This is a genomic window from Corynebacterium occultum (assembly GCF_009734425.1).
GTDB lineage: Bacteria > Actinomycetota > Actinomycetes > Mycobacteriales > Mycobacteriaceae > Corynebacterium > Corynebacterium occultum.
Genome location: NZ_CP046455.1, coordinates 1364110 through 1377024 on the forward strand (window position 1 = coordinate 1364110; position 12915 = coordinate 1377024).

12 protein-coding genes are annotated in these 12915 nt (G+C 60.4%); 9 read left to right on the forward strand and 3 right to left on the reverse strand.

The window, feature by feature from the left end:
* Positions 1 to 187 precede the first annotated feature (187 nt).
* From rpsA to COCCU_RS06435, 5 genes are all read left to right on the forward strand, one after another.
* The gene (gene rpsA / locus COCCU_RS06415; RefSeq protein ID WP_156230742.1) at positions 188 to 1651 is read left to right on the forward strand and encodes a 30S ribosomal protein S1; all 1464 of its coding nucleotides are present in this window, start codon (positions 188 to 190) and stop codon (positions 1649 to 1651) included.
* A 438-nt stretch (positions 1652 to 2089) separates the two neighbouring features.
* Complete coding sequence (locus COCCU_RS06420) at positions 2090 to 2797, forward strand: hypothetical protein (protein WP_156230743.1); 708 nt, start codon at positions 2090 to 2092, stop codon at positions 2795 to 2797.
* Positions 2798 to 2858: 61 nt separating this feature from the next.
* Positions 2859 to 3467, forward strand: a complete 609-nt coding sequence (gene coaE, locus COCCU_RS06425; protein WP_156230744.1) for a dephospho-CoA kinase — start codon at positions 2859 to 2861, stop codon at positions 3465 to 3467.
* 79 nt (positions 3468 to 3546) lie between these two features.
* The gene (locus tag COCCU_RS06430) at positions 3547 to 3729 is read left to right on the forward strand and encodes a hypothetical protein (protein WP_156230745.1); all 183 of its coding nucleotides are present in this window, start codon (positions 3547 to 3549) and stop codon (positions 3727 to 3729) included.
* Positions 3730 to 3815: 86 nt separating this feature from the next.
* Positions 3816 to 4292, forward strand: a complete 477-nt coding sequence (locus COCCU_RS06435) for an FABP family protein (protein WP_156230746.1) — start codon at positions 3816 to 3818, stop codon at positions 4290 to 4292.
* 88 nt (positions 4293 to 4380) lie between these two features.
* On the opposite strand, the gene COCCU_RS06440 is transcribed toward COCCU_RS06435, so the two are convergent.
* A complete protein-coding gene (locus COCCU_RS06440; protein ID WP_156230747.1) occupies positions 4381 to 4788 on the reverse strand; it encodes a hypothetical protein in 408 nt (135 codons plus the stop codon).
* Positions 4789 to 4914: 126 nt separating this feature from the next.
* Here COCCU_RS06440 and COCCU_RS06445 point away from each other — a divergent pair, with 126 nt between their 5' ends.
* A complete protein-coding gene (locus tag COCCU_RS06445; protein WP_156230748.1) occupies positions 4915 to 6033 on the forward strand; it encodes a hypothetical protein in 1119 nt (372 codons plus the stop codon).
* A 229-nt stretch (positions 6034 to 6262) separates the two neighbouring features.
* Complete coding sequence (locus COCCU_RS06450) at positions 6263 to 6853, forward strand: cysteine hydrolase family protein (protein ID WP_156230749.1); 591 nt, start codon at positions 6263 to 6265, stop codon at positions 6851 to 6853.
* Between the two features lie 6 nt (positions 6854 to 6859).
* Here COCCU_RS06450 and COCCU_RS06455 read toward each other — a convergent pair whose 3' ends face one another.
* Positions 6860 to 8218, reverse strand: coding sequence for a DUF4389 domain-containing protein (locus COCCU_RS06455; protein ID WP_231598894.1), 1359 nt, complete (start codon positions 8216 to 8218; stop codon positions 6860 to 6862).
* Positions 8219 to 8658: 440 nt separating this feature from the next.
* Here COCCU_RS06455 and COCCU_RS06460 point away from each other — a divergent pair, with 440 nt between their 5' ends.
* A complete protein-coding gene (locus COCCU_RS06460; protein WP_156230751.1) occupies positions 8659 to 9675 on the forward strand; it encodes a magnesium and cobalt transport protein CorA in 1017 nt (338 codons plus the stop codon).
* Positions 9676 to 9723: 48 nt separating this feature from the next.
* Here COCCU_RS06460 and COCCU_RS06465 read toward each other — a convergent pair whose 3' ends face one another.
* Positions 9724 to 10329 (reverse strand): hypothetical protein, encoded by a 606-nt coding sequence (locus COCCU_RS06465; protein ID WP_156230752.1) that lies wholly within the window; start codon positions 10327 to 10329, stop codon positions 9724 to 9726.
* A 426-nt stretch (positions 10330 to 10755) separates the two neighbouring features.
* Here COCCU_RS06465 and uvrB point away from each other — a divergent pair, with 426 nt between their 5' ends.
* A complete protein-coding gene (gene uvrB / locus COCCU_RS06470; RefSeq protein WP_156230753.1) occupies positions 10756 to 12855 on the forward strand; it encodes an excinuclease ABC subunit UvrB in 2100 nt (699 codons plus the stop codon).
* Positions 12856 to 12915 lie beyond the last annotated feature (60 nt).

The following is a 12915-nucleotide window of genomic DNA, read 5'->3' on the forward strand; positions in this document are numbered from 1 at the left end:
CTATTTGCCTGCGCTGGGAAAACCCACTATGGTTTAGGAAGCGTATCCACGCCCTGGAGGGTGCCCGGTCTTAATAGGAGGACTTGGCATGTTCTGGAGTGAGATCTGAAGCCCTGAGGATCAGGGAAGAGGAGAGATGCGTTCCTGTCCGTTTTCTATCTCCTATCCATTTCGGAGCAAATTACATATGCCCACCAACAACGCACCTCAGGTAGCCATCAACGACATTGGCTCCGCTGAGGACTTCCTCGCCGCGATCGACGCGACCATCAAGTACTTCAACGACGGTGACATCGTTGAAGGCACCGTTGTCAAGGTTGACCGCGATGAGGTCCTGCTCGACATCGGCTACAAGACCGAGGGTGTCATCCCCTCCCGCGAGCTCTCCATCAAGCACGATGTCGACCCGGATGAGGTCGTCCAGGTTGGCGACGAGATCGACGCACTTGTCCTCACCAAGGAGGACAAGGAAGGCCGTCTGATCCTCTCCAAGAAGCGCGCACAGTACGAGCGTGCATGGGGCGCCATCGAGGAGCTGCAGAAGAACGACGAGCCGGTCACCGGTACCGTCATCGAGGTCGTCAAGGGCGGCCTCATCCTGGACATCGGTCTGCGCGGCTTCCTGCCGGCATCCCTCGTTGAGATGCGTCGCGTCCGCGACCTGGAGCCCTACATCGGCCAGGAGCTCGAAGCCAAGATCATCGAGCTGGACAAGCAGCGCAACAACGTTGTCCTGTCCCGCCGTGCACACCTCGAGCAGACCCAGTCCGCGGTCCGCTCCGAGTTCCTGCACCAGCTTCAGAAGGGCCAGGTCCGCAAGGGCGTCGTGTCCTCCATCGTCAACTTCGGCGCCTTCGTCGATCTCGGCGGTGTCGACGGCCTGGTTCACGTTTCCGAGCTGTCCTGGAAGCACATCGACCACCCGTCTGAGGTTGTCACCGTTGGCGACGAGGTCACCGTGGAGGTGCTCGACGTCGATCTCGACCGCGAGCGCGTCTCCCTGTCCCTGAAGGCCACCCAGGAAGATCCGTGGCGCGTCTTCGCCCGTACCCACGCTGTGGGTCAGATCGTCCCGGGCAAGGTCACCAAGCTGGTTCCCTTCGGTGCGTTCGTTCGCGTCGAAGAGGGAATCGAGGGTCTGGTCCACATCTCCGAGCTGGCTCAGCGCCACGTCGAGGTCCCGGACCAGGTTGTCACCGTCGGCGAAGAGGCAATGGTCAAGGTCATCGACATCGATCTCGATCGTCGTCGTATCTCCCTGTCCCTCAAGCAGGCTGACGAGGACTACACCGAGGAGTTTGACCCGTCCAAGTACGGCATGGCCGACTCCTACGACGAGCAGGGTAACTACATCTTCCCTGAGGGCTTCGACGCCGAGACCAACGAATGGCTCGAGGGCTTCGACGAGCAGCGTCAGGCATGGGAGGCACGCTACGCAGAATCCGAGCGTCGCTTCCAGCTGCACACCGCTCAGATCGAGCGTCACCGTGTCGCCGCCGCCGAGGCTGCCGAGCAGTCCGCCACCAACTACTCCTCCGAGTCTGAAGAAGCAGCTCCGGCTTCCCAGGACGCAGAGGTTGAGACCACCGGTGGTTCCCTGGCTTCCGACGAGCAGCTCGCTGCTCTGCGCGAGAAGCTGGCCGGCAACTAAGAGGTCCGCCACCAGGGTCTAGCACCCTGATGCGCCCACGAGCCCTACCCCAGGATAAATTCCTGAGGTAGGGCTCGTTTCGCTTTTTCTGGTGGGGTACTGCAGCACCGGGATCTGTGGCGGTGTTACTGCCCTGTTCCCGAAGTGGACTCTGGATACACCGTATTTCCGGGGCAAAACTTCAGACTGATCGTAGCTGCCCCTCCCAGAAAAAGAGGTGGCCGTGACTTCCCATAGCCCACATCCCCAGCATTCCCCTCTGCACCATCGATCCCCAGGCATCACCGGAACATTGCTCGGGGTCACCGGACTCTTCGTGGTGCTCACCATCTGGAGCACAGTCTTGGCCATCGCCTACGCTTACGGTGGCCGGGCCGGTTGGATCGGTTGGCTCCGACTACCGGAAAGCATCGCACCCTCCACCCACGGAACCTCTTCATGTTCCTGCTGTCCTACCTCCTTCTGCTGTCCACCATCGCATCCCTGCCGGAGTGGAAGAACACCGGATTCTTCCGCCGGCAGGTCGAAGATAACGCCCAGGAATCAGCGAAGCGGCTGAAACTCCTACAGGAAAGCATGCGGTTGAAGAGCCTGCCGGTGCTGCACCTCAGCCGCCGTTCCACCGTCTTCGGACTGCTCGGCTATGTCATCTACGCGATGCTCTTCTCCTTGGGACTGCAGATCTCAGTGGGGGCCTTTGCTGCGGAGGCCGGGTACGGGGATGTGTTCAACAGCGGAAAGCAGGTGTTCTGGTTCATCCTTTTTGCCGTCACAGCCAACCTGATCTCCAGTGGGGTGGGTTCGGTGGCCATGAGACTGCTGCACCTGCAGTCACATGGTGGCGTATTGATGCTGGGTTCTGCGGTGCTGATAGCCATCGGCGCCTTCTATGTCTTCACCGGTGAGGGCTGGTGGTTGGCCATCTCGGTGGCCATCGTGGTGGGAATTTTCCTGGCCTGGTGGATCATCCTCTACAACCGGGGCAGGGGAGTGCTGATGGATGGGGATGTCCGGCCCTGTCGTTTCCTGATCAACCCGCCCCGCTACCTCATTGCCCGCCGCTATGAGACCATGCGCCACACCATTCATCCGGGGGAGGACAACTCCTCCTTCGGTGCTGAGACCGCTGAGCAGGTGGATCAGTAGCGGGGGATCCTGGTTCCCTCCACCCAGCGATGAGCCAGGTGAATCCACTAGAGTCAGGGGCATGCTGAGAATCGGACTCACCGGCGGAATCGGCAGCGGAAAATCCACCGTTGCCCAGATGTTCATCGACAGGGGAATCCCCGTCATCGACGCAGATCAGGTGGCACGCGAGGTTGTTGAACCCGGGCAGCCAGCCCTGCGGCGACTGGCCGAAGCTTTCGGGGAGGACATCCTCAACGAGGACGGCAGCCTCAAGCGATCCGAACTCGCCCGCCGTGCCTTCGTGGATCGCAGCCACACCGAAATCCTCAACGCGATCACCCATCCCGCCATCGAGGACACCGTGGGGGAACGTTTCGCCGCCTTTGCCGAGGCCGACACCCCGGCCGTGATCTATGACATGCCGCTGTTGGTGGACAAGAACCTCCATCTGGAGATGGGGATGGTCATCGTCGTCGATGTGGAGCTGGAGACCCGTGTCAAGCGTCTGACCGAATCCCGTGGTCTGGACGGCGATGATGCCCGCCGCCGCATCGCCTCCCAAGTGGATGATGCCACCCGGTTGGCCGCCGCAGACCTGGTCATCGACAATAACCGCAGCCTGGAGGATCTGATTCCCCAGGTGGAGAAGGCGGTGGAGGAGATCAACCGCCGGGTGGCTGCGGCTTAAGGTTCTTGCCCCAGGTGGTGCCCGAGGGGCAGATTCAGGGGGCTGTTGTGGGACCCCGGATGGGCCTACCCTTAAAGCCATGAAGACATTCCTCATCGCAGCAACCGCAGGGGTCATGACTTCACTCGGCCTGAGCCGGGACCCCCTGAACACTGCCGGAGACCAGAGCGGTTGGATCAGCCTCCTGGTGGCCGGACTGCTGGTCATCCTGATCGGCCTGATCACCCTGGCGCTCTCTAAGCCGGCGAAGCCCGGGAACTAAAGCCCCGGCAGCGCTTATCGACGCCCCCCGTTCCCGGCCCGAGGTGGGGGGTGCGTTCTCAGGTTTCTGGCCTAAGATCTGAAGATATGGACCTTCATCCGAATGTGCAGCCCTATGAGTTCCTTCTCGGCACCTGGACCGGCGAAGGAAAGGGAATCTATCCCACCATCAGCAAATTCTCCTACACCGAGACCCTGAGCTTTGCCGCTATCCCGGGCAAACCTTTCCTCCGCTATGAGCAGAAGACCATGGGTCCGCAGGGGCCGATGCATACCGAGGTCGGTTATCTCCGCCCGGTGGCCGAGGATCGCCTGGAGCTGGTGGTCGCCCAGCCGACCGGACAGACTGAATTGCTGGAAGGCGAGGTCCGTTCGGAGGGAAGGCTTTTCGTCTTCGAGAAATCAGTGGTGAAAAGTTCCGCTACCGCCAAGCAGGTGGATGCCACGAAGCGGACCTACACCTTCAATCCGGAGCGCACCGAGATGCTCACCGCATTCGGTATGGCCGCCGTCGGTCAGCCCATGCAGCAGCACCTGGAGAGTCGATTGCTCAAGGGGTCGTAGGAATTGAAGAGCAGCAGGGAGAACCTGCTAGAGATCTTCCCGGTGTGGCTGCAGGCCGCCGCAGAGGTGGTTCACTCTCTCCGAGACGCTATTTTTCTTCCCGGACTGCCGGGTGGCGGTGGGAGGGGAGATCTACCTCAATAATGAGAAGCTGAAGGATTTCCCGGTGCCCCTGCTCGTTGACCGGGACGGTCTGATCGATGATCTGCTGGCCCATGAACCCGGCACCTTCTTCTACCCCGGCAATACCCTCAACTTCACATCCACCTGGGAAGAGGCGACTCCAGCGCAGGTGAAGGATTACCTCTGGTACACATTGGAGAACTCTCTCTTCCTTTTCAGCTTCAGGGTGGAGTTCGAGGTCGACATGAACCGCAGGAACCCCGAGAATTCTCCCTATTCTCCCTGTTACAGCTGCTATGTGGGGTCTTTTTCGGAAGGCGTTGAACCGAAGTCCAGATCGGTGGGCTGGGGGAGATGATGGTGAAAGGATCAACCCTCTGAGATACCTCTCGACTGGGGGCGGTTAGGGGGTGCATGTCCGAAGAGTCATGCGGCCCACACGCCTGATGTAGCATCATATTTTTCTCCCAGATTTTTCACAGAAAGGCCGATAGGTCCTATGCGTTCGACACGCCCCTACCTTATTTTCTCCGTGTCCCTGCTCGCCGCTACGACTCTTTCCGGGTGCACCAGCTCTGGTGAGAGCACCCAGGTGACCTCCTATGTCACGGAAACCCTCACCAGCGCGGCGGACGAAGGTTCCTCGCAGGATATGGCAACCGGTGCATCTGAGCCGTCTGGGGCAGCCCCTTCGGTGAACGCAGTTGTCGGGGCGTATTCGGCGGTTCTGGATAACCCAGGTCAGTACTCCTACACCGGAGGTGCGGATTATCCCCTCAACGGCGAATACCAGTACGCCCTTGTGGAAATGACCGGCGGGGGTTTCCCGGAACTTCTGGTTCAGGCGATGAGCGCTGAACACATCAACCCGATCCGGGTGTTCAGCACCACTGATGACGGCACCCTGGCATCACCCCAGGACACTCTGGTCAGCGGAGCCGCCGGGGCAGGTGGCTACCGCGCCGGAATCTTTGGTGCCCCTGAGGGCAACCGCCTCTTCCAGGCGGAGTGGCATTCGGTCCAACCGGGGATGTCCATCAGGGGGTTTGTCCTCCAGGGGGATCGTCTGGTCTCCAACGGTGAGGAATGGGAGGATGACCAGCTTGCGCCTTCCGATGCCTTGGCCACCATCACCTTCCACCCACTCAATAACCGGGGCCCGCTGGAGACCATGACATCTGGCGCTGGCACGGGAAATGCCAGCAGCGGAGTGGAGGCGAATGCAGGTGCCCCCAGCCCCACCCTCGCACCTTCGGCCAGCACCGGAAATACTGCGGCAGGTACTGTTCGGGTGTTGACCGCACCGGAACTGGCTCAGCTCCAGGGGCATGCTCAGACCCCCAACGGTGAGGGGCCCGAACATCGTTTCGCCATGTTCATCTTCGATTCCCCCACGGCGTTCACCGCTAAAGCTTCGGGTGACCGCGGAGCCCTGCAGGAGCGGGAGGCATCCATGGTCCTGATCGGATCACATACCCCGCACACCTCCAATGCCATCGGCTTTGACCTGGAAGGACAGCACCTGACCTTGTCTTTCGATCAGAATGGCTGCTGGTTTCCTTCGGATGCTTCGCTGCCACTCGGACAGCCCCGTTGCTCTGACTTCACTCAGCAATAACTCCCCTGCGGTAGACAGCCTTTTGGGGTGCATGAGTCCACTGCCAGGTCTGGCCAGAGGGATATAGCTCCTGGCATTGAGTGCTGGGGGTGAAATCGGCGACCCTGTTCTGAGGGGTGGAACACTCCTGCTCCGGGTTTCCTCCATCATGGGACAGTGAGATGCAACCTGGGTGATGCAGGATAAGATCCTGCTCCGAAGAATTTCTCTCGAAGGAAGGTAATCCACCATGACCACGTTGCTTTCAGAGCGCACCGCGCTGCTTGTTGTTCACCTGCAGCACGATATCGTCTCCCCGGGCACCGCATTCGGTTCTCTTTTCCATACGCAGGTGGAGGCCCGAAACATCCTGGCCCAGTGCGATAAGGCAATGAAGGCGGTGCGCGAGGCCGGTGGGCTGGTGGTCCCGCTGCAAATCGCCTTCCGGGAGGACTACTCGAACCTCAATCCCTCCCTCCCCCTGCTACAGATGGTGGAGCAGGCCGGCTGCCTCAAGGACGGTAGCCGAGGCGCTGCCCTGGTCGACGATATCTCGGTGGAACCTGGTGATCTGGTTATCACCCATCAGCGGCCAGGTCCCTTCACCGACACTGACCTTCACCAGGTGCTGCAGGAGAGGGGAATTGAGAATGTGCTGGTCTGCGGGGTGGCCACCAATGCTTCCGTGGAAGGGGCTGCCCGCCAGGCCGCGGACCTCGGCTACCACACGGTGGTCTTGACGGACGCCTCTTCGGCAGCTGAGGAAGCAGCCCACGAGGCGTCACTGGCATCCCTCAGCCTTGTCGCCCAACACGGAAGTGTGGCAGAGCTGACTGCCTGAGGGGGTTCAGCTCTCCTCGGTTACTGAGCTTCTCCGGGGTTCCGGCGGTGCGGGCATTTCAGTGGGCCCCTGATCCAGCCGGAAGGGTGGGTAATCATCCCGGAGCAGCAGTACGTAGGTGGAAACCCGGTAGACCCATCGGTTCAGCCCCATGACCAGATCAAAGATCCCTCGGCGGTAAGTCCCGGTGAACAGCAGTACCACTGCCGCGATGAGCACCAGAATTCCTAGCAGGGACATACCCCAGCCGGTGTTGTCGCGGACCGAACCGATTCCGACAGCCCCGCCGCTACCGGTGAGGATCCCCACGATGAGCAGGTGTGGGATGGCCAGCAGCCACCACTTCACCAGCACCAGGCCCCGGGAGAGTCGTTCGGGATAGTCCACATCCAGCTCCGCGGGGTAGTCGGCCGCCGCTAGGGTGAAGGGGGGATACCGGTCGGTACCCAGGGCTGAGTAGGCATAGAATCCCACCCGCCAGCTCCAGCGCAGCACCCCGACGCTGAAGGAGAACCAGGAACGGGGATAGCGGCCGGTGAACAGTATCGCCAGTCCGGCGGCAATGGTGGTGATCATCAGGGCAAACCACAACAGACCCAGAATGAAGTAGTGCGGGATCGCCAGCAGCCACTTGATCAACCACAATCCCCGGGAAAGCGCAGGGTCCAGATGACCGCTGAAGGCCAGGGGACAGGGGCCTGGCAGATCTGTTCCTCGCTGGGTGCGCTTATCGACGTCGCGGCCCAGCCCGGCGGTGCCGAAGAGGAGCAGGGGAATGCCAAGGAGCAGCCCCACCAATCCGGCGATCAACGTTCCGGGGTTAGCGAGTCCAAGCAGTTCCGTGCGGGCGCCAACCTGTAGATCTGCCCACACCGGCCGGGTGCCGTCCGCATTCATCACCACCAGAGTCCACTGGCCCGGCTGCAGGTCGAAAGTGATCTCCTGGGTGTCGGTACCTGATGCTGAAATCGCCCAGAAATCTTGTTCACCCGGCGGTGTTGCAGGTTGAATCCCCGACACCTCCCGGAGTGCCTCCCGCTTATCCGACGACCAGGACCATTGTGCCGGATCCGGTCCCATACCTGACCAGGGCAGGTCTTCGAGAACGGAGTAACCAACACCCTCAAGATAGGAGGAGGTGTCCTCGGAGTCAGCGATACCGAGGAAAATTTCCTGGCCGGGGATGATGGACGTCACCCTGACCTGGATGCTGGCCAGTTCCTCAAGTGGTGGGACACCGGAAAGCCCCGCATCGTCGGGGGCAAACACCGCGGATGCGGTGGCGATCGCATACCCGGCGCTCTGGAGTTCTTCGGAACTGCTGGAGATATATCGCCCATCCTGCTGGGCTGACTCGGCACTCATGAGCACCGCCCCTATGATGGTCAGACTCAAACCCATTGAGGTGAGGAGAACCCCCACTACGAGCAGGACCCAGTTCAGCGGTTTCATACGTGGAGGTTCTTCGGTGGATGAGGGATGTGGACTGATCGGATATGTCGGATCTGCATCCATGATGGTTCCTCTGGAGGGGAGAGTTACTGAAATTGAATGATGAGTCGGGGCTGGTGTGCACTATTCAACACCATTTCAATTGAATTTCCTTATCATATTCAAATACTAATTCTATCAGTCTCTTGGTTTGGGGTAAAGGGGTAAACCAGATCCCAGGGACTCTCCTGAACCCAGGGGAAGGTTTCCAGGTTCCCCGACAGCCACCGGCCCAGTGGATAAGTAATCTGGACCAGACCAGGGGCAATTCCACAGCAGTGCCGGATCTCATTCAGCCCAGGAAAGGTGAATTCATGACCATCGTGGACAATGCCGTGTACGTGAACGGATACCGGACCGATGATCCGCAGAATCTAGACCAGACCTATGAGATGATGCGGACCCACGCAGGCCTGGCATGGATCGACCTGGATCACCCCGATGAAGCAGAAATCCAGTCGATCACAGCAGAATTCGGCCTGCATGACCTCGCCGTCAGGGACACACTCCACGGCCACCAGCGCGCAAAGCTGGAGCACTACGGGGACATCATCTTCACCGTGCTGCGCCCGGCCCGATACCGGGATGAAACTGAAAAGGTGGAGTTCGGTGAGCTGCACGTGTTCATCGGCCCGGACTTCGTGGTCACCATTGAACAGACCCAGTCCCCACACCTGGATCAGGCCCGTAAAAAGCTGGAGGCAGCCCCGAAAATACTGGCACTGGGCCCACTCGCGGTGCTCTATGGAATCCTCAACGAAGTCGTAGACGGGTACACCCCAGTGGTCTCCGGCCTCGAGAATGACATCGATGAAATCGAGGACGACCTCTTCGGTGCCAGCGCAGATGTGGCCCGGCGAATCTACGAACTCTCTCGCGAAGTCATCGAATTCCAACGCGCCACCCACCCCTTGGGCACCATCGTGGAGACCCTGCAACAGGGATCAGGGAAATACGTAGTGGACACCGAACTTCAGGATCGGCTGCACAACATCCACAACCGCATCATCCGGGTGGTTGAACGCGGAGACGCATTCCGGCTACTGCTCCAGAATGCCCTCAGCGTCCATGCCACCCTGGTAGCCCAACGACAGAACGAGGAAATGCGGCGCCTGAGCGAATCCAGCCTGGCCCAGAATGAAGACGTCAAGAAGATCTCTTCCTGGGCAGCCATCCTCTTCGCTCCCACCGTCGTCGGTACCGTCTACGGAATGAACTTCCACTCCATGCCCGAACTGGGCTGGCTCCTGGGCTATCCACTCGCAGTAGGACTCATGGTGACCCTCAGCGTGGGGCTGTACGTGACCTTCAAACGCCGCGGATGGCTCTGATACCCGCGCCGGGACAAACTTCCCGGCTGGGGGGGTGACATTTCTCCGCTAACTCAGCTCCACACCTTCCTGGCTGACCGCGAAGCTGTAGAAGTCGATGGCGCACATCACGCGGACATCGCCTTCTGGGATAGCGCAGCTGACGGGTCCGTGAACAACCCGGGATCCGGGCTGGAGCACCTGGGTCTGCTCATGGGGAAAGAAGATCCGGTTGACATTGTGAGTGGTCGCCGGCTCACCCTGGTGAACAGAGACCGCATTGATATCCCCCTCACCCTCGTGGGAACACATGGCGGTGGGATCCTCCTCGGCATACATTTCACAGTAGGTGCCGTCCGGGCCCTGGAACTGTAGACCTGGTTGCGACGGGAAGATCAGGGAGGAGACGAAGGGGGAAGAGTCAATTTCGGGGACGTCGGCTATCTCCTCGACAAAACGACTGCCGGGGATCCCCACCCAGGGATCGGAGGTTTCCGCCGGGCTACTTTCCGACGTCATCTCCGGAGTGGTTTCCGTGACCGTCGTGGGGGCCGGGGCTGGTGGGAGGCTTTCCGTGACTGTTGCGGTGGTTGCCACCGCGGTCGTGCTGTCTGCCGGTGCCTCTTCGCTGGCACAGCTCATGAGGGCGGTGGCTCCCAGGAGAAGAGCTGCCAAGGTCGTGCTGGTTCGGAAGTTTGGGGTGCATTGCTTCACTTTGATCACGCTCCTTGCGTGGAAAGCCTAGATTGCTAAAAGCGATGTGGAAACCTTATATGTCTAATTGAGATGCTTCTGTCACCAAGTCGTCAACGCGAAAAGCGGGGGGTGATTCTTCGGCAGGGCCGCAATTTGCAGAGGGATGACACATGCCCATCGTTGGTGGAGTACTGAACGTACCGCGGGGAGACTTCTCCTCACCCCGGATCGAGAGACGGGAACGTAGCGGCGCTCGCGATGGCGGCCCGGGGAAGGTGAACTAACTGGTGGGTAAGTCCGGTTCAACAGTCCTCACCAGCCGGATATCCTCGCTCGGCTCGAATGCGGACCTTCCCCACCACGGGGCCGTCGATAAGCACCCCCGAACGGAGTATCCTGTGGGTTATGGCTTTCGCTGCTGAACATCCCGTCCTGTCCCATTCCGAGCACCGCCCGGTCGGCGAGATCGAACGTTCCGATGCGAAGTTCGAGGTCATCTCGGAATTTCAGCCGGCCGGTGATCAGCCGGCCGCCATCAAGGAGCTCGATGAGCGTCTGCGCCGTGGTGAGGAGGACATTGTCCTGCTCGGTGCCACCGGTACCGGTAAGTCGGCGACGGCCGCCTGGCTGATCGAGAAGCAGCAGCGCCCCACCCTGGTGATGGCACCGAATAAGACCCTGGCCGCCCAGCTGGCCAATGAGCTGCGCCAGCTGCTGCCCAATAACGCGGTGGAGTACTTCGTCTCCTATTACGACTACTACCAGCCTGAGGCGTATATCGCGCAGACGGACACCTACATTGAGAAGGACTCCTCGATCAATGAGGATGTGGAGCGTCTGCGGCACTCCGCGACATCATCCCTGCTGTCAAGGAGGGATGTCGTGGTGGTCTCCTCGGTGTCCTGCATCTACGGTCTGGGTACCCCGCAGTCCTACCTGGATCGTTCCGTGGTGCTGAAGGTGGGGGAGGAGGTGGAACGTGATCGTTTCCTGCGTCTGCTGGTGGACATCCAATATGACCGCAACGACATTTCCTTCACCCGTGGCGCTTTCCGTGTCAAGGGGGACACGGTGGACATCATCCCGGCCTATGAGGAGCTGGCGGTGCGGGTGGAATTCTTCGGTGATGAAGTGGACGCCCTGTACTACATCCACCCCCTGACCGGTGACGTGATCCGCCAGGTGCAGGAGATCCGCATCTTCCCCGCCACCCACTATGTGGCCGGCCCGGAGCGCATGGAGAAGGCCGTGGCTGACATCAAGGCGGAGCTGGCGGATCGCCTGGCCAGCCTGGAGAACCGCGGCAAGCTGCTGGAGGCGCAGCGGCTGCGGATGCGCACCGAATATGACCTGGAGATGATTGAGCAGGTGGGTTTCTGCTCTGGCATCGAGAACTACTCCCGACATATCGACGGCCGCCCGGCAGGGACTTCCCCGGCTACATTGATGGATTATTTCCCGGAGGATTTCCTCACCATCATCGATGAGTCCCATGTGACTGTCCCGCAGGTCGGCGGCATGTTCGAGGGCGATATGTCCCGTAAACGCAACCTGGTGGACTTCGGTTTCCGCCTACCCTCCGCCCTGGATAACCGCCCTTTGACCTGGGAGGAGTTTGAGGAACGCAAGGGTCAGTGCGTGTACATGTCCGCGACACCGGGCAAGTATGAGATGGCCGCCTCCGGTGGTGAGTTCGTGGAGCAGGTGATTCGACCCACCGGCCTGGTTGACCCGAAGATCACCGTCAAACCGACCAAGGGCCAGATCGATGATCTGATCCACGAGATCCGGGAGCGCACCGCCAAGCAGGAGCGTGTCCTGGTGACCACCTTGACCAAGAAGATGTCGGAGGACCTCACCGAGTACCTCATGGAGAATGGCATCCGGGTGCGTTACCTCCACTCTGATATCGATACCTTGCAACGCGTGGAGCTGCTGCGTCAGCTGCGGCTGGGGGAGTATGACGTGCTGGTGGGCATCAACCTGCTGCGTGAAGGCCTTGACCTGCCTGAGGTGTCGCTCGTGGCCATCCTCGATGCAGATAAGGAGGGGTTCCTGCGTTCCACGACCTCCCTGATCCAGACGATTGGCCGTGCCGCCCGAAATGTCTCCGGTGAGGTGATCATGTACGCCGACAAGATCACCGACTCCATGAGCAACGCCATCGAGGAGACGGATCGACGCCGTGAGAAGCAGGTCGCCTACAACAAGGAGCATGGCATCGACCCGCAGCCTCTGCGCAAGAAGATCGCCGACATCCTCGACCAGGTCTATGAGAACAATGCTGAGGCGGGGGAGAGCTCCGCGGGTGGCGACGCTGCGGTCATCGAGAAGCCGGACATCTCCAACATGCCCGCGGCACAGGTCCAGAAGCTTATCGACGACCTGAGCGCCCAGATGGGTGCCGCGGCCAGGGAGCTCAAGTTCGAACTGGCGGGCCGATTACGTGATGAGATCGCCGAGCTGAAGAAGGAACTGCGGGGCATCAAGGATGCGGGTATCTGATTCCCATGTCGCTGCGGCGCTAGCATGGGACATTGTCACCCCCTAACCCCGTACCCCGAA

Excerpts from the sequence above, each read along its gene's own strand:
- rpsA (WP_156230742.1), top strand. The coding sequence starts at position 188 with ATGCCCACCAACAACGCACCTCAGGTAGCCATCAACGACATTGGCTCC.
- COCCU_RS06420 (WP_156230743.1), top strand. The coding sequence starts at position 2,090 with ATGTTCCTGCTGTCCTACCTCCTTCTGCTGTCCACCATCGCATCCCTG.
- coaE (WP_156230744.1), top strand. The coding sequence starts at position 2,859 with ATGCTGAGAATCGGACTCACCGGCGGAATCGGCAGCGGAAAATCCACC.
- COCCU_RS06430 (WP_156230745.1), top strand. The coding sequence starts at position 3,547 with ATGAAGACATTCCTCATCGCAGCAACCGCAGGGGTCATGACTTCACTC.
- COCCU_RS06435 (WP_156230746.1), top strand. The coding sequence starts at position 3,816 with ATGGACCTTCATCCGAATGTGCAGCCCTATGAGTTCCTTCTCGGCACC.
- COCCU_RS06445 (WP_156230748.1), top strand. The coding sequence starts at position 4,915 with ATGCGTTCGACACGCCCCTACCTTATTTTCTCCGTGTCCCTGCTCGCC.
- COCCU_RS06450 (WP_156230749.1), top strand. The coding sequence starts at position 6,263 with ATGACCACGTTGCTTTCAGAGCGCACCGCGCTGCTTGTTGTTCACCTG.
- COCCU_RS06455 (WP_231598894.1), bottom strand. The coding sequence starts at position 8,218 with ATGAGTGCCGAGTCAGCCCAGCAGGATGGGCGATATATCTCCAGCAGT.
- COCCU_RS06460 (WP_156230751.1), top strand. The coding sequence starts at position 8,659 with ATGACCATCGTGGACAATGCCGTGTACGTGAACGGATACCGGACCGAT.
- uvrB (WP_156230753.1), top strand. The coding sequence starts at position 10,756 with ATGGCTTTCGCTGCTGAACATCCCGTCCTGTCCCATTCCGAGCACCGC.